This is a genomic window from Spongiactinospora rosea, from assembly GCF_003315795.1.
In the GTDB taxonomy this organism is placed as follows: domain Bacteria; phylum Actinomycetota; class Actinomycetes; order Streptosporangiales; family Streptosporangiaceae; genus Spongiactinospora; species Spongiactinospora rosea.
The window spans coordinates 61,511-83,186 of sequence record NZ_QMEY01000029.1 but is presented as its reverse complement, the minus strand read 5'-3'; the positions used below and the strand labels follow the sequence as shown (position 1 = coordinate 83,186).

Annotated in this window: 21 protein-coding genes; 10 read left to right on the top strand and 11 right to left on the bottom strand. The window is 71.5% G+C overall.

The features are described 5' to 3' along the window. Positions 1–110: 110 nt before the first annotated feature. From hutI to DP939_RS39070, 3 genes are all read right to left on the bottom strand, one after another. Positions 111–1,325: an imidazolonepropionase gene (gene hutI, locus DP939_RS39080; protein ID WP_113985887.1), complete on the bottom strand. Its 1,215-nt coding sequence runs from the start codon at positions 1,323–1,325 to the stop codon at positions 111–113. Between the two features lie 446 nt (positions 1,326–1,771). After that, on the bottom strand, positions 1,772–3,235 hold the full coding sequence (gene hflX / locus DP939_RS39075) for a GTPase HflX (protein WP_113985886.1): 1,464 nt from the start codon (positions 3,233–3,235) through the stop codon (positions 1,772–1,774). Between the two features lie 99 nt (positions 3,236–3,334). After that, positions 3,335–4,030: a DUF4097 family beta strand repeat-containing protein gene (locus tag DP939_RS39070; protein WP_113985885.1), complete on the bottom strand. Its 696-nt coding sequence runs from the start codon at positions 4,028–4,030 to the stop codon at positions 3,335–3,337. Positions 4,031–4,271: 241 nt separating this feature from the next. Here DP939_RS39070 and aceB point away from each other — a divergent pair, with 241 nt between their 5' ends. The 6 genes from aceB (at position 4,272) to DP939_RS39040 (ending at position 10,961) form a co-directional block, all read left to right on the top strand. Further along, a complete protein-coding gene (gene aceB, locus DP939_RS39065) occupies positions 4,272–5,861 on the top strand; it encodes a malate synthase A (protein WP_113985884.1) in 1,590 nt (529 codons plus the stop codon). Positions 5,862–5,966: 105 nt separating this feature from the next. Then, positions 5,967–7,421, top strand: a complete 1,455-nt coding sequence (locus DP939_RS39060) for an FAD-linked oxidase C-terminal domain-containing protein (protein WP_225878758.1) — start codon at positions 5,967–5,969, stop codon at positions 7,419–7,421. A 16-nt stretch (positions 7,422–7,437) separates the two neighbouring features. Next, the gene (locus DP939_RS39055; RefSeq protein ID WP_113985882.1) at positions 7,438–8,655 is read left to right on the top strand and encodes an FAD-binding oxidoreductase; all 1,218 of its coding nucleotides are present in this window, start codon (positions 7,438–7,440) and stop codon (positions 8,653–8,655) included. A 33-nt stretch (positions 8,656–8,688) separates the two neighbouring features. Beyond that, entirely contained in the window at positions 8,689–9,939 is a 1,251-nt protein-coding gene (locus DP939_RS39050) for a (Fe-S)-binding protein (RefSeq protein WP_113985881.1), read from the top strand. After that, positions 9,936–10,709, top strand: coding sequence for an IclR family transcriptional regulator (locus DP939_RS39045; protein ID WP_113985880.1), 774 nt, complete (start codon positions 9,936–9,938; stop codon positions 10,707–10,709). The genes DP939_RS39050 and DP939_RS39045 overlap by 4 nt, the downstream gene beginning before the upstream one ends. A gap of 30 nt (positions 10,710–10,739) precedes the next feature. Continuing rightward, positions 10,740–10,961: a DUF2277 domain-containing protein gene (locus tag DP939_RS39040; protein WP_113985879.1), complete on the top strand. Its 222-nt coding sequence runs from the start codon at positions 10,740–10,742 to the stop codon at positions 10,959–10,961. Here DP939_RS39040 and DP939_RS39035 read toward each other — a convergent pair. Beyond that, positions 10,958–11,917, bottom strand: coding sequence for an SPFH domain-containing protein (locus DP939_RS39035; protein WP_113985878.1), 960 nt, complete (start codon positions 11,915–11,917; stop codon positions 10,958–10,960). The two genes, DP939_RS39040 and DP939_RS39035, sit on opposite strands and share 4 nt — an antisense overlap. A gap of 48 nt (positions 11,918–11,965) precedes the next feature. Further along, a complete protein-coding gene (locus DP939_RS39030) occupies positions 11,966–12,418 on the bottom strand; it encodes a hypothetical protein (protein WP_113985877.1) in 453 nt (150 codons plus the stop codon). Between the two features lie 101 nt (positions 12,419–12,519). Between DP939_RS39030 and DP939_RS39025 the strand changes: the two genes are divergently transcribed. The 3 genes from DP939_RS39025 to DP939_RS39015 are packed head-to-tail and all read left to right on the top strand — an operon-like array spanning position 12,520 to position 14,840. Then, entirely contained in the window at positions 12,520–13,200 is a 681-nt protein-coding gene (locus DP939_RS39025; RefSeq protein WP_113985876.1) for a response regulator transcription factor, read from the top strand. A gap of 10 nt (positions 13,201–13,210) precedes the next feature. After that, a complete protein-coding gene (locus DP939_RS39020; protein WP_113985875.1) occupies positions 13,211–14,485 on the top strand; it encodes a sensor histidine kinase in 1,275 nt (424 codons plus the stop codon). Positions 14,486–14,531: 46 nt separating this feature from the next. Then, positions 14,532–14,840: a PepSY domain-containing protein gene (locus DP939_RS39015; protein WP_113985874.1), complete on the top strand. Its 309-nt coding sequence runs from the start codon at positions 14,532–14,534 to the stop codon at positions 14,838–14,840. A gap of 25 nt (positions 14,841–14,865) precedes the next feature. Here DP939_RS39015 and DP939_RS39010 read toward each other — a convergent pair whose 3' ends face one another. The 6 genes from DP939_RS39010 to miaA all read right to left on the bottom strand — a co-directional run bounded on the left by DP939_RS39010 (position 14,866) and on the right by miaA (position 21,413). Further along, the gene (locus DP939_RS39010) at positions 14,866–15,552 is read right to left on the bottom strand and encodes an HNH endonuclease family protein (protein WP_225878757.1); all 687 of its coding nucleotides are present in this window, start codon (positions 15,550–15,552) and stop codon (positions 14,866–14,868) included. Positions 15,553–15,644: 92 nt separating this feature from the next. Continuing rightward, entirely contained in the window at positions 15,645–15,833 is a 189-nt protein-coding gene (locus DP939_RS45670) for a hypothetical protein (RefSeq protein WP_147268309.1), read from the bottom strand. Between the two features lie 254 nt (positions 15,834–16,087). Next, the gene (gene bla / locus DP939_RS39005; RefSeq protein ID WP_225878756.1) at positions 16,088–17,050 is read right to left on the bottom strand and encodes a class A beta-lactamase; all 963 of its coding nucleotides are present in this window, start codon (positions 17,048–17,050) and stop codon (positions 16,088–16,090) included. A 240-nt stretch (positions 17,051–17,290) separates the two neighbouring features. Then, positions 17,291–19,612 carry a tetratricopeptide repeat protein gene (locus DP939_RS39000; RefSeq protein WP_225878755.1) on the bottom strand — a complete coding sequence of 774 codons (2,322 nt, stop codon included), beginning with the start codon at positions 19,610–19,612 and terminating at the stop codon, positions 17,291–17,293. 37 nt (positions 19,613–19,649) lie between these two features. Then, the gene (gene dapF, locus DP939_RS38995) at positions 19,650–20,456 is read right to left on the bottom strand and encodes a diaminopimelate epimerase (RefSeq protein WP_113985871.1); all 807 of its coding nucleotides are present in this window, start codon (positions 20,454–20,456) and stop codon (positions 19,650–19,652) included. 9 nt (positions 20,457–20,465) lie between these two features. Next, on the bottom strand, positions 20,466–21,413 hold the full coding sequence (gene miaA / locus DP939_RS38990; protein WP_113985870.1) for a tRNA (adenosine(37)-N6)-dimethylallyltransferase MiaA: 948 nt from the start codon (positions 21,411–21,413) through the stop codon (positions 20,466–20,468). Between the two features lie 49 nt (positions 21,414–21,462). Here miaA and DP939_RS38985 point away from each other — a divergent pair, with 49 nt between their 5' ends. After that, positions 21,463–21,672, top strand: coding sequence for an antitoxin (locus DP939_RS38985; RefSeq protein WP_158578936.1), 210 nt, complete (start codon positions 21,463–21,465; stop codon positions 21,670–21,672). Positions 21,673–21,676 lie beyond the last annotated feature (4 nt).

The window sequence follows — 21,676 nt, the reverse complement described above, 5'->3', positions numbered from 1 at the left end:
ATCGCCTTGCGGGCGTACGCCCTACGGGGTCCGGTCGATGGGCTTGTGCCCGGACCGCCGCTCGTGGCTGTCTGATCCGGTGCCGTCGTCGAGGGCGGGTGTGGCTCGTGTTACTGGACGGGGGTGCCGCCGCTCCAGACGCGCTTGGGCTTGAGGCCGAAGGACCAGGCGAAGGCGCCCTCGTGGTCGGCGTCCCATTGGACGATGTCGGCGAGGCGGCCGGGGGCGAGGACGCCGCGGTCAGGGGCGCTCAGGACGGTGGCGCCGCCGAGGGTGGCCGCGCGGAGGGCGTCGTTGACGCTCATGCCGAAGGCGGAGACGGCCAGGCTGATCACCAGCGCCATGGAGGTGATGCCGCAGTGGCCGGGGTTGTGGTCGCTGCCGAGGGCGATCGGGACGCCTTGGGCGATCATGCGGCGGACCGGTGGCATGGCGCCCATGCCGTGCTGCATCGCGGTGGCGGGGCAGACGACGGCGGGGATGCCGTAGCGGCCGAGGACCGCGATGTCCTCGTCGGAGGTGTGGTGCAGCAGGTCGGCGGAGGCGCAGCCGAGCTCGGCCGCGAGCTGGACGGCGCCGCGCCTGCTGTAGGCGCCGGCGTGGATGCGCGGCAGCAGGCCCACGTTGCGGCCGGAGGCGAGCACCCAGCGCGCCTCCTCGGTGGTGAAGTGGCCTTCGTCGCAGTAGACGTCGACGCTGTCGGCACCGGCCGCCGCGGCGTCGCCGCACCAGGAGCCGACCGCCTCGACGTAGTCGCGCTGGCGGCCGAAGTATTCCGGCGGCACGACGTGCGCGGCCAGGAAGGTCGCGTGGATGCGCGGCATCATCGGCTCCTTCTCCAGCTCGCGCAGCAGCCGGATGTCGGCCAGCTCGCCGTCGCGGGTGAGGTGGTAGCCGGTCTTGGCCTCGACGGTCGTGGTGCCGTTGAGCAGCCAGTCGCGCAGGCGCTCGCGTACGCCGTTGCAAAGAGTCCAGGGGTCGGTGCCGCGGGTCACCGTCACGGTGGAGCCGATGCCGCCGCCCGCGGCGTTGATGGCGCTCGACGAGGAGCCGCCGGACCGCATCGCCATCTCGGCGTAGCGGTTGCCCGCGTAGACGGGGTGGGTGTGGGCGTCGATGAGGCCGGGAGTCACCAGGGCGCCGCCGAGGTTCTCCACATGGTCGACGTCGACGATGTCGTCGACGACTCCGGGCACGCTCTGCGGCAGGTCGGCCGCGCGGCCCACCCAGGCGATGCGATCGTTGTGGACCAGGATCGCGGCGTTGCTGCACACGTCGTTCCCGGTCCAGAGCCGACCGATGTTGGTCAGCAGGCGAACGGTCATCGCATCACCGCCCGGTCGGGAACCCCGAGGGTGAGCGGCGCCCCGGCCCGCTCGGGCGCCGTGGCGCCAAGGGGGCCCGCTCGCATTCCGGACGACATCGGGGGTCTCCTGCTCTCATCCGCTTGAGGTTGTGCGGTGACCGTATCGCCGTGATCATGATCCGGCGATTTCAGTTCAGTTACGTTATTTCACAGGTCGGCTCGGTGTACAGGGTTATTCGCGAAGAACGCCCTGTCGATCTTGCGCTCCCCCGCTGGGGGCGGCCGGTCGTCCCGCCTCGCTCGCCGACGCGACAGCGCATCTCAGGCCACATCTTGGCGGACCAGCATCAGAACTCACAACAGCCGACATACGAAACCCGCGCCAGAATCGTGTCGAAAGGTTTGGCTAATAGTAGCAATACGGACCCTTCCGGGCCACCTTCTCGGACCCGGAAGGATGCCGTCTCAGCTTACGATCTCCATCGGCTTGGCGTGCCGTTCCAGCTCCACGAAGAGGCTGGGCAGCACCCGTGCGTGCAGGATGCTGCCGTCGCCGGTGTGCTCGACGGACAGCACCTCGCCTTCCGCGTGGGCGCGGGAGATCAGGTCGCCCCTGTCGTACGGCACCAGCATCCGGACCTCGTGGTCCAGTCTGGGCAGCTCACGCTCGATGACGGCCATCAGCTCGTCGATCCCCGCGCCGGTCCGGGCGGAGACCACCACGGAGCCGCGCTCCTTGGCGGTGAGCGCGGCGAGCGCCACCGGGTCGGCGGCGTCGGCCTTGTTGACGACGACGATCTCGGGGATGCCGGCGGCGTCGACGTCGCTCAGCACTTCGCGTACCGCGGCGAGCTGGGACTCCGGATCGGCGTGGGAGCCGTCCACCACGTGCAGGATCAGGTCGGCGTCGCCGACCTCCTCCAATGTCGAGCGGAACGCCTCGATGAGCTGGTGCGGCAGGTGCCTGACGAAGCCGACGGTGTCGGCGATCGTGAAGAGCCTGCCGTCGGGCGTGCGCGACCGCCGTACGGTCGGGTCGAGCGTGGCGAACAGCGCGTCCTCCACCAGCACGCCGGCTCCGGTGAGCCGGTTGAGCAGGGAGGACTTGCCCGCGTTGGTGTAGCCGGCGATGGCGACCGCGGGGACCTCCCGCGTGCGCCTGCGGGTGCGCATGGTCTCGCGCGCGGTGGACATCTCGCCGATCTGGCGGCGCAGCTTGCCCATGCGGGTGCGGATGCGCCGCCGGTCCAGCTCGATCTTCGTCTCACCGGGACCACGGCCGCCGATGCCAACGCCGCCCGCGGCCCGGCCGCCGACCTGGCGCGACAGGTTGCCGCCCCAGCCGCGCAGCCGCGGCATGAGGTATTCGAGCTGGGCCAGCTCGACCTGGGCCTTGCCCTCGCGGCTCTTGGCGTGCTGGGCGAAGATGTCCAGGATCAGCGCGGTCCGGTCGATCACCTTGACCTTGACCACGTCTTCGAGCTGGCGGAGCTGACCGGGGGTCAGCTCACCGTCGCAGATCACGGTGTCGGCGCCGGTCGCGGCGACGACGTCGCGCAGCTCCACGGCCTTGCCCGAGCCGATGTACGTCGCCGGGTCGGGCTTCTGGCGGCGCTGGATCAGGCCCTCAAGGACCTCCGAGCCCGCCGTCTCGGCCAGCAGCTTCAGCTCCATCAGAGAGTTGTCCGCGTCAGCGGCCGTGCCCTGCGTCCACACGCCCACCAGGACGACCCGCTCCAGCCTGAGCCGGCGGTATTCGACCTCGGTGATGTCTTCGAGCTCTGTGGAGAGCCCCGCCACCCGGCGGAGCGCCTGGCGGTCTTCCAGGTCCAGCTCGCCCGTCTCGGGGGCGATCTGGGAGATCTGCTCCAGGTCGTCCCACTCGCGGGCGCTGTCACGGGTGAACCGGGTACGGGAATCGTTCGGCATATACGTCATCTCTGTGAGGAGAACGCTCGGACACCGTGGTGTCTTCCCCGATGGTGGCACGTCTTAGTCCGGCGTTCATCCGGTTATCTTCGCGGGACGTCAGGATTTCAGGACCGACGCGTTGCCGGAGCCCGTGGTCAGCGTCAGCTTGTTGGGCACGGACCTGTCCTGGGCCACCTCGACCTTCTCCGAGCCCGAGCCCACGTCGATCGTCACGTCGTACTTGCCGTCCGGGACGTACACCGTGGCGTCGCCCGAACCGGTCTCGACCTCCACCTCGTCGGGGATGGCCATGTACTTGAACTGCACGTTGCCCGACCCGGTCTCCACCAGGGCCGACTTGCCCGTCAGGCCCGCCGCCTCGATGTCGCCGGAGCCGGTGTTGGCGGTCACCCCCCCGGACGCGGCACGCAGGGTGATGTTCCCTGACCCCGTGTTCAGGGCCAGTACGACCCCTTTGGGGATCTCCACCCGGTAGTCCACCGAGCAGGTCGTCACCCCGATCCCGTTGGGGCAGTCGTAGCGCAGGGTGACCTTGTCGCCGGTCACCGGGTGCTCGGCCTTGGGCTTCTGCCCGCGCCAGTGGATCGTCTCGGTGACCTTGATCCCCTTGCGGTCCGACTCCGTGACGATGATGTCGCCCGACCCCGTGTCCACCTGCATATGGGCGATCTTTTCGGTTATGTCGTAGTTGACGACGCTCTCCTTCTCGGGCCCGCCGAATCCGCCCGCTCCGCAACCGGCCAGGATGAGCCCGGTTCCGAGGACCGCCCCCGCTACGGCGTACCTGTTCATCTTCCAAACCCTCGTCTCTTCGGAGTCGCCGACTGTGTCTCCGCGATCAGCTTGGCGCGGCTCACCGCTTCGTGCCCATCGGGGAGTCCCCCACCCGTCCCCCGGTATCACCCCTAAATGAAATGTCCGGGGAAGCCCGGAAAGTCGGGGGTCCCCCGTTGACGTCTCAGGGGCATGAAGTAGCGTCACTTCCATAATCCAGAAGACAGTTTCCACTGTACGGAAAACCAAAGGGGAGGCCATGGACAGTGTGGAGATCACCGGCCCCATGCTGGACCGGTTCGACGAGATCCTGACGCCCGAGGCGCTGGCCTTCACGGCGGCCCTGCAGCGGGAGTTCGGGCCACGGCGCGCCGAACTCCTCCAGGCGCGCCAGGCACGGCAGGCCGAACTGTCGGCCGGCGCGACCCTCGACTTCCTCGCGGAGACCAAGCAGATCCGCCAGGACGACGCCTGGCGGGTCGCGGACCCCGCGCCCGGTCTGGTGGACCGCAGGGTGGAGATCACCGGCCCGGTCGACAAGAAGATGACCATCAACGCGCTCAACTCCGGCGCCAAGGTCTGGCTGGCCGACTTCGAGGACGCCAACTCCCCGCTGTGGGAGAACTGCGTGAACGGCCAGCTCAACCTGCGTGACGCGCTCGACCGTACGATCGACTTCTCCGTCGGCGAGAAGACCTACGCGCTGCGCCCGGACGAGGAACTGGCCACCGTCGTGGTGCGGCCGCGCGGCTGGCACCTGGAGGAGAAGCACCTGCTCGTGGACGGTTCGCCCGTCTCGGCCTCGCTGTTCGACTTCGCCCTGTACTTCTTCCACTGCGCACGCCGCCAGATCGCCAAGGGCCGCGGCCCGTACTTCTACCTGCCCAAGATGGAGTCGCACCAAGAGGCCCGCCTCTGGAACGACGTGTTCGTCCGGGCCCAGGAGGCCCTGGACATCCCGCGCGGCACGATCAGGGCGACCGTGCTCATCGAGACCTACCCGGCCGCGTTCGAGATGGAGGAGATCCTCTACGAGCTGCGCGAGCACTCCGCGGGGCTGAACGCCGGCCGCTGGGACTACCTGTTCAGCGTCATCAAGAAGTTCCGCACCAGGGGGCGGGAGTTCCTGCTGCCCGAGCGCAACGCCGTCACGATGACCGCGCCGTTCATGCGCGCCTACACCGAGCTGCTGGTCAGCACCTGTCACCGGCGCGGCGCCCACGCCATCGGCGGCATGGCGGCGTTCATCCCCTCCCGGCGTGACCCCGAGGTCAACAAGGTCGCGCTGGAGAAGGTCCGCGCCGACAAGACCCGGGAGTCCGGAGACGGGTTCGACGGCTCGTGGGTGGCCCACCCGGACCTGGTCCCCATCTGCCGTGAGGTCTTCGACGGCGTGCTCGGCGACCGGCCCAACCAGGTGGACAGGCTGCGCGACGACGTCCAGGTCACGGCCGAGGACCTGCTGGCCGTCTCGCGTACGCCGGGCGAGATCACCGAGACCGGGCTCCGCGCCAACGTGAACGTCGCGCTGCGCTACCTGGCCGCCTGGATGGCGGGCAGCGGCGCGGTGGCGATCTTCAACCTGATGGAGGACGCCGCGACCGCCGAGATCAGCCGGTCCCAGATCTGGCAGTGGATCCACAACGACATCGAGCTGTCCGACAGCGGGATCACGGTCACCCGTGCCCTGGTGGAGCGGGTCATCGAGGAGGAACTGGCCAAGATCCGCACCGAGCCCGGCTACGACGAGGCCCGCTTCACCGAGGCCGCCGCGCTGTTCAGGGAGGTCGCCCTGGACGACGACTTCGCGGACTTCCTGACCCTTCCCGCCTACGCCCGCATGCCCTGATCCACCCGTGCCGGACGAGGGATCTTCGCCGCCCAGGCGAGGGTCCCTCGCCGGGTCGGTCCACCCTGACGTTGCAGGAGGATGGAAAGGGAGGAGGGAGCCATCGTGACTGAATTGTACGACGTGCTGCCCGGGAGACTGGCGGGCGTCCTCGGGCCGGACGCGGTGATCACCGATCCGGTGCGCCTGCGCACCTACGAATGCGACGGCCTCACCTACCACCGGGCCACGCCGGGGGTCGTGGTGCTGCCGGAGACGGCCGAGCAGGTGGCCGCGGTGGTGCGGCTGTGCAACGAGTACGGCGTGCCGTTCGTGGCGCGCGGCGCGGGGACGGGCCTGTCCGGCGGCGCGCTGCCGAGGACCGACGGAGTGCTCCTGGTGACCTCCCGGATGCGGCGGATCGTGGAGATCGACCTGCCCAACCGCCGGGCGGTCGTGGAGCCCGGCGTCACCAACCTGGCGATCACCGAGGCGGTGCGCGACCAGGGCTACTACTACGCCCCCGACCCCTCCAGCCAGCAGGTCTGCTCGATCGGCGGCAACGTCGCGGAGAACTCCGGCGGCGCGCACTGCCTGAAGTACGGCTTCACGGTCAACCACATCGAGGCGCTGGAGATCGTCACGCCCGACGGCGACATCGTCACTCTCGACACCCGCGATCCCGGATACGACCTGGCCGGGGCCTTCGTCGGCTCGGAGGGCACGCTCGGCGTGACGACCAAGATCACGGTACGGCTGAGCCGCACGCCCGAGTCGGTGATCACGCTCCTCGCCGCGTTCCACGACGTCGAGGCGGGCGGGCTGGCCGTCTCGCGGATCATCGCCGAGGGCATCGTGCCCGCCGCGATCGAGATGATGGACGCGCTGGCCATCGAGGCGGCCGAGGCCGCGGTCCGGTGCGGCTATCCGCGGGGCGCGGCGGCGGTGCTGATCGTCGAGCTGGACGGCCCCGCCGCCGAGGTCGCCGCGCAGTTCGCCGCGGTGACCCGCATCTGTGAGGAGAGCGGGTCCTTCGAGCTGCGCACCGCCGACGGCCCGGAGGAGCGCGCGGCCATCTGGAAGGGCCGCAAGTCGGCGTTCGCGGCGGTCGGGCGGATCAGCCCGGCCTACATCGTCCAGGACGGCGTGGTGCCGCGCACGGCGCTGCCGAGGGTGCTCGCGGGCATCGACCGGCTGTCGGCCGAGCATGGCATCCGGGTGGCGAACGTGTTCCACGCGGGCGACGGCAACCTGCATCCGCTGGTGCTGTTCGACGACGGCGAGCCGGGGGCGGGCGAGCGGGCCGAACTGGTGTCGGCCCGCATCCTCGACCTGTGCGTGGAGAACGGCGGGTCCATCACGGGCGAGCACGGCGTCGGAGTTGATAAAGCCCGATATATGCCGAGAATGTTCTCAGAAGACGATTTGGACACCATGCAGCTCGTCCGCTGCGCGTTCGACCCGCGCGGACTGTCCAACCCCGGGAAGGTCTTTCCGACGCCCCGCCTGTGCGGGGAGGTCCCCGGTGTGCGCAAGGGCGTCCATCCGCTGGTCGCGTCCGGGAAGGCGGAGCAGTTCTGATGGCGGGGCGGTTCTGATGTCCGGCGCGCGGGAGGTCCGGCGCGAGGCCGGGGCGTCCCTGGAGAAGACCGGGGTGACGATACGCGACGGCGGTCCCGGCGACGAGGTGGCGGGCCTGCGCCCGAGCTGGGTCGCGCTGCCCGAGTCCACCGAGGAGATCGCCGCGGTGCTGCGCGCCGCGGCCGGGCACGACCTCGCCGTGCTCCCCGTCGGCGGCGGTACCAAGCTGCACTGGGGCCCGCCGCCCGAGCGCTGCGACGTGCTGCTCGACACCTGCTGCCTGGCCGCCGCGCCCGATCACGCGGCCGGGGACCTGGTGGTCCGCGCCCAGGCCGGGGTGACCATGGAGGCGCTGGCCGGGCTGCTCGCGGAAAGCGGCCAGGAGCTGGCGCTGGACGTGCCGATGGCGGGCGCCACCGTGGGCGGCACCCTGGCGACCGCGACGGCCGGTCCGCGCCGGTTCAGGTACGGCACGGCGCGTGACCTGCTGATCGGCATCACGGTCGTACTGGCCGACGGCACGGTGGCCCGGTCCGGCGGCCGGGTCGTCAAGAACGTCGCGGGTTACGACCTGGGCAAGCTGTTCACCGGCTCCTACGGCACGCTCGGCGTCATCGCCGAGGCCACGTTCCGCCTGCACCCGCTGCCCGCCCAGCGCCGCTGGATCGCCTTCAGCGCGCCGGACCCGCACGCCGCCCGCTCACTCGTCGCCGCGCTGGCCGTCGCCCAGGCCGAGCCGAGCGCCGTCGAGCTGGACTGGCCCGCGCCCGGCGCGCCACTGACCGTGTCCGTCCTGATCGAGGGCACCGCCGCCGATCAGCGCGCCGCCGCCCTGCTCCCTCTGGGCGAGGCGGCGGCGCTCCCGCCCGAGCAGGGGGACGACGCCGCCGGCGTGCTGCTCGAACTGCGGGTGCCGCCCGCGAGCCTGGCCGCGGCGCTGCTCGCCGTACGCGACGCGGCCGAGCGGGTGGGCCTGAGCCCGCGCGTGAGCGGCGCGGCGGCCTCGGGGGTGCTCCGGATCGCCCTGCCCCCCGATGAGGGCCTCAGCGGCTTCGTGGGCGCTGTGCGCGCGGCCATCGACGGCCGGCTCGTCGTCGTGACCGCGCCCGAGCCTCTGATGCGCGGGATCGATCCCTGGGGCGAGACCGGGGCGCTGACGCTGATGCGCCGGGTCAAGGAGCGGTTCGACCCCGGGCGGCGGATGTCGCCCGGCCGGTTCGTCGGAGGCATCTGAGATGGAGGCGCCGATGGCGGAGGAGGGACGATCATGGACCCCGAGCTGATCAAGGATTGCGTGCACTGCGGGTTCTGCCTGCCGACGTGCCCGACGTACGTGCTGTGGGGCGAGGAGATGGACTCCCCTCGCGGGCGGATCCACCTGATGAAGCAGCACGTCGAAGGCACCCCGATCACCCCGGAGATGGCCGGGCACTTCGACGCCTGCCTGGGGTGCATGTCGTGCGTGACGGCCTGCCCGTCGGGCGTGCGCTACGACAAGCTGATCGAGCAGACCCGCGCCGAGGTCGAACGCGAACACGTAAGGCGGCCGGAGGACCGCGCGCTGCGGGCCATGGTCTTCTCGCTGTTCCCCTACCCGCGGCGACTGCGCGCGATGCGCCTGCCGCTGCGGCTCAGCGGGCGACTGCGGGCCAGGCTCGCGCCGCGGCTGGCGGAGGTCAACCCGTCGCTCGCCGCGATGGCCGAGCTGGCCCCGTCCGTCACCGCGCGGGTCCGCCTGCCGCACCGGGTGGCGGCCCGCGGTGAACGGCGGGCGGTGGTCGGGATGCTCACCGGATGCGTGCAGGGCGAGTTCTTCCCGCAGGTCAACTCGGCCACGGCGCGGGTGCTGGCGATGGAGGGCTGCGAGGTCGTCATCCCGCCGGGCCAGGGCTGCTGCGGGGCGCTGTCGCTGCACTCCGGCCAGGAGGCGCAGGCGATCAGGCTGGCCAAGCAGACGATCAGGACGTTCGAGCGGGCCGGAGTGGACACGATCGTGGTGAACGCGGCGGGCTGTGGTTCCACCATGAAGGACTACGCGGACGTGCTCGCCGGCGAGCCCGGCTGGGCCGAACGGGCGCGGGCCATCCGCACGGTGGACGTGAGCGAGTTCCTGGCCGGGCTCGGTCCGGTGGCCGAACGCCACCCGCTGCCGATCTCGGTGGCCTACCACGACGCCTGCCACCTGGCGCACGCGCAGGGCGTCCGTGCCGAGCCGCGCGCACTGCTGAACGGCATCCCCGGGCTCACGATCAAGGAGATCGCCGAATCGTCGATCTGCTGCGGGTCGGCGGGCACCTACAACATGTTCCAGCCGGAGGCCGCGCGGGAGCTGGGCGAGCGCAAGGCCACGCGGGTGCTCGCGACCGGCGCGGACGTCCTGGTCTCGGCCAACCCCGGCTGCACCATGCAGATCACCGCGGCGCTGCGGCGCATGGGCGAACCGGAGATCCCGGTCGCGCACACCGTGCAGGTCCTGGACGCCTCGCTGCGCGGCCTGCGCCTCGGGGCGCCGGCTTGAGCGGGGTGCAGAGCGTCGGCCGCGCGCTCGACCTGCTGGAGACGCTGGCCGAGCTGGGCGGCGAGGCGGGCATCTCGGAGCTGGCGGCCCGTACGGCGCTGCCGTACGGGACGATCCACCGGCTGCTGCGCACGCTGCTCGCCCGCGGTTACGTTCGCCAGGAGTCCGACCGCCGGTACGCGCTGGGCGGAGCCCTGGTACGGCTGGGCGGAGTGGCCCAGGGAATGGTCGGCGAGTGGGCGCAGCCGTACCTGACCCGCCTGGTGGAGCTGTCCGGCGAGACCGCCAACCTGGCGGTGCTCGAAGGCGACTTCATCGTCTACGTGGCCCAGGTGCCCTCGCCCCGGCGGCTGCGGATGTTCGCCGAGGTGGGACGAAGGGTGCTGCCGCACAGTACGGCGGTGGGCAAGGTACTGCTCGCCGCCAGGCCGGCCGAGGAGGTCGTGGCGCTCATCGACCGGACCGGCACCCCGCGGCGCACCACCAACACGATCATCGGCAGGGCCGCCATGCTCGCCGCGCTGGACCGCGTCCGGACCGAGGGCTACGCGCTCGACCTGGGCGAGGAGGAGCTGGGCGTGCACTGCCTGGCCGTGCCCGTGCACGACGGCGACCGGGTGGTGGCGGCGATGTCGGTGTCGGGCCCGGCCGACCGGATCGACGCGCTGGACCGCGCCGAGCTGGCCAGGGGCATGCGGAAGATCGCCGACGAGTTCGGGACGGAGCTGGCGCCGCGCGCGAACTCCGACCGGGCCGTCGACCCTGCGTGAGCGGTCCCATCGACCCTGCATGATGGGAACATGTGCCGCAGTATCAAGACACTCCGCCCGCCGTACACCGACACCGTGACCGAAGAGGAGATGCGCGCAGCCGCCCTGCAGTACGTCAGGAAGATCTCCGGCTTCCGGGCCCCGGCCGCGCACAACGCCGAGGCGTTCGACCGGGCGGTGGCCGCCGTGACGGCCGCCACCGCCGATCTGCTCGGCTCCATCGAGGTGCGGGGCCAGGCCAGGGCCTCCTAACGGCGACGCGGGCTGATGGTGATGTTGCCGTCCTGCGGGACGGGGATCACCTCGACCTTGCCGTCCTGGATCGCCTTCCACAGCACCGCGCCCTGCGGTCCGAGCACGCCGACCAGGTCCTTGATGGACTCCAGTTCGGTGCGGACCTTGGCGTTGCGCTGGGCCTGGGCGATGTTCTCGGCCTTGGCGGCCTGCTCGGCGGCCAGGGCGTTGACCAGTGACTCCGGCGGCTCGGGCTTTTGGATGGTGAGGACGACGTCGCCGCAGTCTCCGGTGCCGCCGAAGTTGGGACTGCAGAAGTAGTCCGCGCCCGCGGTCTCCTTGATGAACTGCCGGGCGAGCTGCCCGACGCGCTGCTCCCACTGCTGCTTGATCGCCGGATCGTTGAACAGCTTGCGCCACTCGAACTCCTGCGAGGCGGCGTCCATGGCGCGGTCCAGGGGCTGCTTGAAGTAGAAGTTCAGCATCTTGTCCCAGCCGCTGGAGGAGGAGCCGCTGTCCTTGGAGTACGCGCCGAACTTCAGGCCGATCCGCTCGTGGAACTGCCGCAGCGTGCGGCAGTCGGTGTTCAGCGTGAACGTGGCCGAGCCGGCGACCTGCATCTCCACGTTGTCCTTGGAGACGATCGAGATGGGCCGCGACTCCGAGTCCTCGGACCCGGAGAAGTCGAAGGTCCGCTGGCCGAAGGGGTAGGAGTAGGAGGTGTCCCCCGGTCCCAGCAGGGTCGCCCCGCTGGAGGGGTTGATGCACCTCTCGAAGGCGATGGCCTCGAACGTGCCCCCCGCGTAGTGCAGGATCACCTCATCGGGCCGGGTGCTGACGCGGGAGCAGCCGGCGAGCGCGAAGCCGAGTGCCACGACCGCGACGACCGCGCCGACGAACCATTTCAGCAGCCCCCGGTTCCCCCCTTTCCCGCTCGAACCCGTGGTGACGCCCTGCTTCTTGCTCGTGCTCATGGCGGATCACCGTACTGGAGCCACGGTCGCAATCTGGTATGAACCCGGTCACTCCGTGTCGCGGCGAATGGTGTGGGCGGGTTTTCCACTCGCGTCGCAGCGGACCTCGACCCGGATCTCGGTGTCGCCGGTCTCGAACTCCGCGCGCGCCCGCGCCACGGGCCCGGCGTCCACGTCGTCCACCGCGTAGCCCTGGGCCGGGGTGAGGGACCCGAGGGTGACCATCCCGCCGGAACACCGGGCGACCAGCGTGCCGCCCTCGGTGCTGATCAGCGTGCCAGGGCCGGGGGCGGGACCGGAGACGGGCGCGGAGGGGACGCCGCGCGGGGTGCCGGCCGGCTGGGCGAGCATCCGGCGTACCTGCTCCTCCGACAGCGGGCCGCCCGCGGGCCCGGTCAGCGTGCCGCCGAGCAGGCCGATCAGGGCGACGCCCGCCGTGGTGGCCGCCACGGCGGTACCGAGCCATCCCGCCGCCGCCAGCGCGAGTCGTCGCCTGTCCACATCGCCACCCTGCCCCGCGCGGTGATAAGCGGGGGTTAAGACGACCCTAATCCCCGTTCACCGGCTTCAACGGCGGGCCATGCCGCGGATACCGTGGGCCGATGGCCAGTGTCCTGCTCGTCGAGGACGACGCGACGATCCGTACCGCCCTCACCCGGGGCCTGCGCGAGCGCGGGCACGCCGTGTCCTCGGCCCCTACCGCCTTGGACGGCCTGCGCGGCGCCGTGGAGGACCGCCCCGACCTGGTGGTGCTGGATCTGGGCCTGCCCGACCTCGACGGCGTGGAGATGCTGCGCATGCTGAGGGCGGTCAGCCGGGTCCCGGTGATCGTGGCCACCGCCCGTGACGGGGACGCGGCCATGGTGGGCGCGCTCGACGCGGGAGCCGACGACTACGTGGTCAAGCCGTTCAGCGCCGCCCAGCTCGACGCCCGGGTCCGGGCCGTACTGCGCCGCGCGGGCGAGAGCCCGGCCGACTCCTCCGTGCAGGTCGGCGAACTCCGCCTGGACCCGCGCACACGGGAGGCGGCACTCGGCGGCGACCCACTCGACCTCACCCCGCGGGAGTTCGACCTGCTGCACTACCTGGCGGCGCGCAAGGGCCAGGTGATCGGCAAGCGGGAACTGCTCACACAGGTCTGGCAGATCCCCTACGGCGGCGCGGACAAGACCGTGGACGTCCACCTGTCCTGGCTGCGGCGCAAGCTGAAGGAGACCGCCCGGCAACCGCGCTATCTGCACACCGTGCGCGGGGTCGGCGTCAAGCTGGTCGATCCGGCATGAGGGATCGGGCGTGAGAAGGTGGCTCGCGGTGCTGGTCGCGGCCACCACCTCGCTCGTCCTGATCGCCCTGCTGGTGCCGCTCGCCCTGCTGGTGCGCAACGCCGCGGAGAACCGCGCGGTGGGACAGGCGACAGGCGAGGCCGAGTCCGTGGCCGTGGCGGTCGGCTCGGTGGACCCCGGAACACTGGCCATCACCGTCGAACGCGCCGCGCTCACCACCGGGCACCCGATCACCGTGTTCCTGCCCGGCGGATCGACCGTGGGCGCTCCCGCCCGGCGTACCCCGGCCGTGGAACTGGCGGCGCGCGGCAGGAGCCTGGCCGCCGACGCACCCGGCGGCAGGGAGATCCTGGTCGCCGTGCAGGGCGCGGGCGGCACCAGCGTGGTCCGTACGTACCTGAGCGACGCGGACCTCACCCGGGGCGTTCGCGAGGTGTGGCTCGGCATGCTGGCGCTCGGCCTGGCCCTGATCGGGATCGGCATCGCGGTCGCCGACCGGCTGGCCGGGGCCATCGTCCGGCCGATGGCCGCCACCGCGCGGGCCTCCCACCGGCTCGCCGCGGGCGACCTGTCGGCGCGGGCCGTGCCCGAGGGCCCGCCGGAGGCCCGGGCGGCGGCGCTCGCGCTCAACCGGCTGGCCGGGCGGATCGATGATCTGCTCGCCGAGGAGCGGGAGGCGGTGGCCGACCTCTCACACCGCCTCCGCACGCCCCTGACGGGCCTGCGGCTGGACGCGGAGTCGCTTCGGGACCCGGAGGAGGCGGCGCGCATCGGAGCCCGTGTGGACGATCTGGAGCGCGCGGTGACCGCTGTGATCAACGAGGCGCGGCGGCGTTCGGGCGGGCGGCGGCACTGCGACGCGGCGGCGGTGGTGGCCGAGCGGGTCTCCTTCTGGTCGGCGCTGGCCGAGGACCAGGAGCGCCCGCTCACCACGGACCTGCACCCCGGGCCGCTGCCGGTCCCGCTGGCGTCCGAGGAACTGGCGGCGTGCGTGGACGCGCTGCTCGGCAACGTCTTCGCGCACACCCCGGAGGGCACCGCCCTGGCCGTACGGCTGGCCCCCGGCGTGGTGATCGAGATCGGCGACGAGGGCCCGGGGTTCCCGGCCGGACGGCTGGCCAGGGGCAGCAGCGGCGCCGGGTCCACCGGGCTGGGCCTGGGCATCGTCAGGCGGTCGGCGGAGTCGGCGGGCGGGTCCATGGCCCTGGGGCGCGGGCCGCACGGCGGTGCGGTGGTCACCGTCACCCTGCCGCAGGGCGATTCCGCGGTTTTAGGGGCGGCTTAACGATCGGCTAGCGCGGTTCTAAGGCGGGCGGCGGGAGTGTGGGGCCATGAACACACGAAGCAAGGTCATCATCGCGCTGGGCGCGGGAGCGCTGGTCGTACTGACCGGCGGCGCGGCCCAGGCCGCCGCCCCCTCCCCCGCGGCGGCACACGGGAAGGGCGCCTGCGCGCGGGCGGTCGAGATCGCCGGGAAGAAGGCGCCGGGCGCCCGCGTCACCGACGTCGAACGGGAACGCGAGCACGGGCGTCAGGTCTGCCAGGTGGAACTGGAGAAGGGACGCTGGGAGTACGAGGTCGACGTGGCGCTGGACAACGGGGAGATCGTCAAGTTCGAGCGTGAGTACGACGACGACTGACGGCCTGCGTCCCCATCTTGCCGGGTCAGCAGCCGGACAGGGTGTCCCCCATGGCGTCCTTCTCGGCCTGGGTGACCCACAGGTCGTACTTGACCTTCACGTCGATCTGGCGCGCCACGTAGTCACACCGGTAGGCGCGGCGCGGCGGCAGCCACGTCGCCGCGTCGCCCGCGCCCTTCTGGCTGTTCAGCGGGCCATCGACGGCGAGGAGGTTGAGCGGGTCGTTGGCGAGCTGACGCCGCTTGGCCTCGTCCCAGCGGGCCGCGCCCTTCTGCCAGGCGTCGGCGAGCGCCACCACATGGTCGATCTGCACCTCCATGCTGGTCTTCGGGCCGCGCTCGAACTCTATGGTCTTGCCGCCGTACGGGTCCTTGAGCGTCCCGGTCAGCACGATGCAGTCGTGCGTCCCCTTCTTGAAGGTCTCGTTCTCAAGGTCCCGCTTGAGGACGTCGTTCCTCGTGTCGCACCCGTTGCGATCGACATCGGCCCACGCCGGGCCGAACTCGTCCCGGTCGAACCCGGTCATCGGCGCACGCCCCTTGACGGTGAGCCCGGCCAACTCGTCCTGCGCCTCCTGGACGTCGACCTTGCTCCCACCGCCCGCCTTGTCATCGGGCAGATCGCCCCGCGCCTCCCCGCCGGCGCACCCCGCCAACACCACCGCCGCCGCCAGCGCCGTCACTGCGGCCATCCGGTTCTTCCGGTTCCTCACCGCTGCTCCCAGGTCAAGGTTTAGTAATGGTTACGTATAGCAACTACCCAGAAGCGGTGGTGTTAGGGGGTCTCGTTCATGAGAATCAAACGTTATTGGGGTTCCAGCGGATTGGCCCGGTAGTTCATGAGTCTCACCGCCTGGTGCCGGATGTCCTGCGGCATCCCCGGCGCATCCCGTACGTCGGCGAGCCAACCGGCCACCTCGGCGGAGTACGGCGGACCGCCGATCCAGCCAAGCGCCGCCCGCAGCCAGTAGGGCATCCCACCCGCGAGGGCCACCCCGGGGAGCGCGTCCAGCGGAATGCACGCGGTTAGGGGTCGAAGGGGCGCAGCGGCGTGTCGAAGGTCCCGATGTGAAGCAGCTCGCCGTTCAGGAATCCGGCCCAGGTGTCGGCGGAAACCCGGATCACCGGCAGCCGGGACAGATCCCCACCTGTTCATGAGTTTTGCCGCGACGTTAGTGCAGATCGCTTCGCGCGCGGGCGAACAAAAGAGTCTCAGCCGACCAAATGAATTCGTCAGGGTCCGGCTGATCAGTGCTTACGTAGGGCGCGGACCAGGGCGGTGGCGGTCTTGGCGAGGACCTTTTCGTCGGCGTCGGCCTCTGCCGGCTTTCTGCTGGTGTACACGGCCATCACGATAGGGGCGGCGGCCTTGGGCGGCCAGATCACCGCGACGTCGTTCGCCGTGCCGTACGTTCCGCCGGTGCCGGTCTTGTCGCCCACCTTCCAGGTGGACGGCAGGCCGGCGCGGATGCGATTGCCGCCGGTCTTACTGGCGACCAGCCAGGTGGTGAAGCGCTTTTGATCCTTGGCGTTCAGCGCGTCACCGGTGGCGAGCCGGCGGAAGTCGTTCGCCATCGCGGCGGGCGAGGTGGTGTCGCGTTTCTCACCGGGTTTCCAGTGGTTCATTTCCGGTTCCCAGCGGTCGGAGCGGGAGATCCGGTCGCCGAGCGAACGGAAATAGCGGGTGAGCCCGGCCGGGCCGCCGATCTCCTTCAGCAGGATGTTCCCCGCGGTGTTGTCGCTCTGGGTGACCGTCGCCTCGCACAGACGGGCGACGGTCAGCCCGCTTTTCACGTGTTCCTGAGTGACCGGTGAATTGGGTTCGATCTCGGCGGCGGTCCAGCGCACCACCCGCTTCAACAGGCCGGGATCGGATGTCCGCGCCTTGTGCAGCACCGCGGCGGCCACCACCGCCTTGAAAGTGGACGCGAGCGGGAATCGCTCGTCCGCGCGATGGCCGATCGTTCTTCCGGTCGCCGTGTCGATGGCGTACGCGCCGATCCGGCCGTCGAACGAGGCTTCCAGCGCCCGCAGTTCCCGCCGGACCGCCGCCTTCTCCGCCTCCGGCACGGCGGGTGTCGAGGTTTGAGCCGGCGGCGAATCCACAGTGGCGGGCGCGGCCCGTGGCGGCGGCTCGGCGGCCGGGGCGGAACACCCGCCGAGTGCCCCACCGGCCACGAACAGGCTCGTCACCAGGGCCGCTTTCGGCACGGCCGGAATACGCCAGGCACTTCGCATGGGACACGAGCCAAGCAGAGCGGAAGGACGCGTGTCCAATCAGGCGGGGCCTTGAGCCGGTGCCAGGTGCGGCGGGCGAGCGGCGCGCCCGCGAAACGCCGGGCACGGGGCCCGGCGTGGCACGGCGCGACGGCGGGAGCGGTGCGTGCCGTGAAGAACAGCCCGGACCGAGCAGGACCGCTCCCGCATCGCCGAACGCCGAAGGCCCCTACCTCAGAGCCCGTACTCCTTGACGATGCGCTCGTGGCGCTCGACCTCGATGCCCACCTCGCGGGCCAGGTCGAGCCAGGCCAGCGGGTGCACCCAGCGCTCGGTCGCGTCGTCCAGCAGCGCGTCGACCTCGGTCGGGCCGACCTCCGGCGGCACCGCGACCCACCCGAACACGCCCGGCAGCCGGTCCCCGCTCGTCGGGTGGCTGACCGTGTAGTTCTCGTCGCTGTAGACCCACATCGGCCACCCGCGCTCCGCGAGGACCTCGTTGAACTCCGCCCAGTCGTGCTCGGACGGCGCCGCACCGTCGAAGAACCAGCTCGTGTACCCGCCCGGCCGGAGCATTCGCACCGCGGCGAACGGCGGGATGAACTCCTCGCGCTCCTTCGCCCCGTCCGGGACCGGCTCGAGGAGCTGCGGGTCGAAGACCACGACGTCGCCCGCGTTGAACTCCATCCCGGGCGGCTGCGGCATGGCCAGCCGCGCGGTCGCGGGCCCGGTGCGGACGCTGATGACCTGGCGCTGGCTGCCGTCGGGGGCGGGCAGGATGACCCGGATCAGGCCCATCTCCTGCTCCACCGGCCCGGAGTCGCCCTCCACGGGCATGCGCAGCCTGGCCGCGCCGAGGCGGACGGTCTCCCAGTCCTCCACGCTGCTCGCCATGACGATCATGCGCCAGACGTCTTCGTCCTCCAGCTCGGGCGAGTCGAGGACCTCGCGGATCGCCTGGGCGCCCTTGGTGTTCTGGTCGAGCCGCTGGGCCGAGCCGGACAGCAGCCGGCGGGCGTCGAGGCCCGCTCCGGCGGCGAGGGCCTGCTCGGCCTCCGCCAGCGTCTCCTCCCAGCGCTCGCGGGCGCGGTGCAGCCGGGCGAGGGTGAGGTGGCGCTGCCCCTCGGGGAGCCTGGCCGCGAACTGTTCGAGGCGTTCGTCCTGCCTGGCCTCGATCAGCAGGTTGGCCAGGATCGCGATGTCCTCGTCGTCGGGCGTGCCCGGCGCGGACTCGCCCTCGACCATCATGGTCCAGTAGATGTCGGCGCCGCGTGAGGGATAACCGAGGAAGCCCAGCGTGGTGGTGAGCCTGCGGGTGCCCTCCAGGTCATCGCCCGCCAGCGGGGTCAGCCACTCCACCCAGCGCTCGGGGTCGGCCTTGGAGCCGTCGGCGGCGTCGAAGATGCCCACGCGCTCGGCCAGCGGGCCGGGGGCCTCCGGCGGCGTGGTCGCGTCGGCGTCGCGGCGGAGCTTGGCGATGCGGGCGGGCAGCTCGCCCACCTGCTCCTCCTTCAGCTCGGCGAGGCCGCTTTCCGCGATGTCGGCGAGGTAGCGGGCCTGCCAGACGCCCTGCCTGGCGATCGCCAGGTCGCCCGCGATCAGGGCCAGCTCGACCCTGGCCCGGTAGCCGCCCATCATCGCGAAGTAGTCGATCCACTGCCGCAGCACCCGGCCGAGCTGCCAGGTGTTGGCGATCTGCGACGATCCGGCGAGGACGTGGACGGCCCGCGACCACTCCACGAACGAGTGCGGGTGATCGCCGACCACGTCGAGGTCGGGCAGCGCCTCGACGGCCTCGGAAGTGCGGCCGAGGGTGCCGAGCACCAGCGCGCGCAGCACGCCCTCGCGGTGCGGGCGGTTGATCGGATCGTCCGGCTTGAGGCCGGACGCGGCTTCGAGGGCGCCCAGGGCGTCTTCGGCGCGGTCGGCGGCGAGCAGCGCGCGGGCCGCGGCGGCGGCCAGCTCCCAGCTCGCGTCGTTGTCGGCGGCGCGCAGCCGCTCGATCGCGGACTCGGCGTACGCGACGGCCTCGCCCGGACGCCCGGAGTCGAGCAGCGCCATGACGTACTGGGTGGTCAGACCGCAGAACGGCAGAGCGCCCGGCTCCACCCCGGAAAGCGCCTCGCCGACCAGCCGGAGGCGGTCGGCGGCATGGCCGGGGCCGTCGGCGTTGGCCTGGGCCACGGCCAGTGCCTCGACGGCGGCCAGGGCCGACGGGCAGTCACGGACGTCTTCGCGCTGGGCGAACGCCAGCAGCTCCTCCGCGTCGCCGAGCGCCACCGCGCCCTGGGCGCGGTCGCCGATCCGGCCCACCAGGTGCCAGTAGCGGGCGTAGAACTCCAGCCAGGGCAGCTCCAGCGTCTCGGCCTGCCCCGCGACGGCCGGGGCTACCACGTCAAGCTGGGCGTATCGCCCTTCATACGCCTGCGCGGGGAGATCTCCAAGCGCGATGGCGAGACCGGCGTCGCCGGCTTCTTGAAGTTGCCGCTGGGTGTCGCCGACCCAGGCCCAGATGTCCACGTCCATGGGCAGCCAGTCTGCCAGGTCGGCAGGCATGCCCCAAACGCCTGCGACACCGGCGCGCCCGAGGGGCTCAGGTGAGATATTCGCCCGCGGCCACGATCACCGCGGGGCCGCAGAGGTGGGTCGTCGCGGCCTCCAGGACGACGCTGAGCGTGCCGCCGGGCACCTCGACGGTCCAGGTGCCGGTGTCCTCTCCGGCGAGCCTGGCGGCGGCCACCGCGGCGGCGACGGCGCCCGTGCCGCAGGAGCGGGTCTCGCCCGAGCCGCGCTCGTGGACGCGCATCACCACGCGGCGCGGGCCGACGGCGTTGATCAGCTCGATGTTGACGCCTGTGGGGAAGTGCGCGGAGTCGAAGCCGGGCTGGTGGGTCAGGTCGAGCTGCACGACCGGGTCGCCGATGACGCAGGCCAGGTGCGGATTGCCCATGTCGACGTGCAGCCCCGCGTACTCCTGCCCGGCGACGGTGGTGGTGCTCTCCCCGTGCAGGGTGGCCGGGCCCATGTCCACCGACACCTCGCCCTCCACGCCGACGCGGACCTTCTTGATCCCGCCCCTGGTCGCCACGGGCAGGTCACCCGGCCCGGCGAGACCGGCGTCGACCAGGTAGCGGGCGAAGACCCGCACGCCGTTGCCGCACATCTCGGCCATGCTGCCGTCGGCGTTGCGGTAGTCCATGAACCACTCGGCCCGCCCGGCCTGGTCGGCCACCTCGGGGCACAGCTTGGTGCGCACGACGCGCAGCACGCCGTCCGCGCCGATCCCGGTACGCCGCTCGCACAGCGCGGCGACGAGCGCCGCCGAGACGTCCAGCTCGCCGTCCGGGTCGGGGAGGATCACGAAGTCGTTGTCGGTGCCGTGCCCCTTGAGAAACCGCATGACCCAACCCTATCGAGCGGCCCCCGCGAGCGTGTACAGGGCGCGTTCGAGCAGGCCGGGCGAGTCGTGACGGAGCCACACCACGCGCGGGTCGCGCCGGAACCACGACTCCTGGCGGCGCGCGAACCTGCGGGTGGCCCTGATCGTCTCGTCCTTGGCCTGTTCCTCGGTCCACTCCCCCGCCAGGTACCGGAGCACCTGCGCGTACCCGAGGGCCCGGCTCGCCGTACGGCCTTGCGCGAGACCGTGACGGGCGAGTTCGCGTACCTCGTCCACCAGCCCGGCCCGCCACATCCGCTCGACCCGCAGGGCGATCCGCTCGTCCAGCACCGGGCGGGGGACCTCGATCCCGATCTGGACGCTGGGATAGACCGCGTCGTAGGACGGCATGGTCGCCGAAAACGGCCGCCCCGACAGTTCGATGACCTCCAGGGCCCGCACGACGCGCCTGCCGTTGCTGGGCAGGATGGCCGCCGCGGCGGCGGGGTCGAGGCGGCTCAGCCGGTCGTACAGGACACTCGGCCCGGATTCGGCCAGTTCCGCCTCCAGCCTCGCCCGGATCCGCGGGTCGGTGCCCGGGAACTCCAGGTCGTCCAGCGCGGCCCGGACGTACAGGCCCGACCCTCCGGTCAGGATCGGCGTCACCCCGCGCGCGCGCATGCCGTCCAGGAGCGCGCGCGCCAGGCCCTGGTACTCCGCGACACTGGCCGTCTTGCGGACGTCCCAGACGTCGAGCAGGTGATGCGGCACACCGCGCATCTCCTCGGGGGAAAGCTTGGCCGTTCCGACGTTCATTCCTCGGTAAAGCTGCATGGAGTCGGCGTTGACCACCTCACCCCCCAGCCGGAGGGCCAGATCCACGGCCAAATCGGACTTTCCTACCGCTGTCGGGCCGACGACGGCTACCACGGGTCGCTCTGTCACGCCGATAAGTGTGTCAACTGCCTGGGTATGCATGGGGTGAGGGGAAATATAGATCGATTCGGGGGAATCCATCATGTCGATCATGGACAAGATCAAGGAGATGTTCGGCGGCCACAGCGGCAAGACCCACGACATCCCGCGTCAGGCCGAAGGCCGGACGGACGACATCGTGGACAAGGGCTCCGAGTGGGCCAAGGACAAGACCGGCGGCCGCTACGACGACCAGATCGACCGCGCCGCCGAAGAGGCCCGCAAGCGGACCCAGGGCGGCGACGACGGCCGGGAAGGCTGACCCA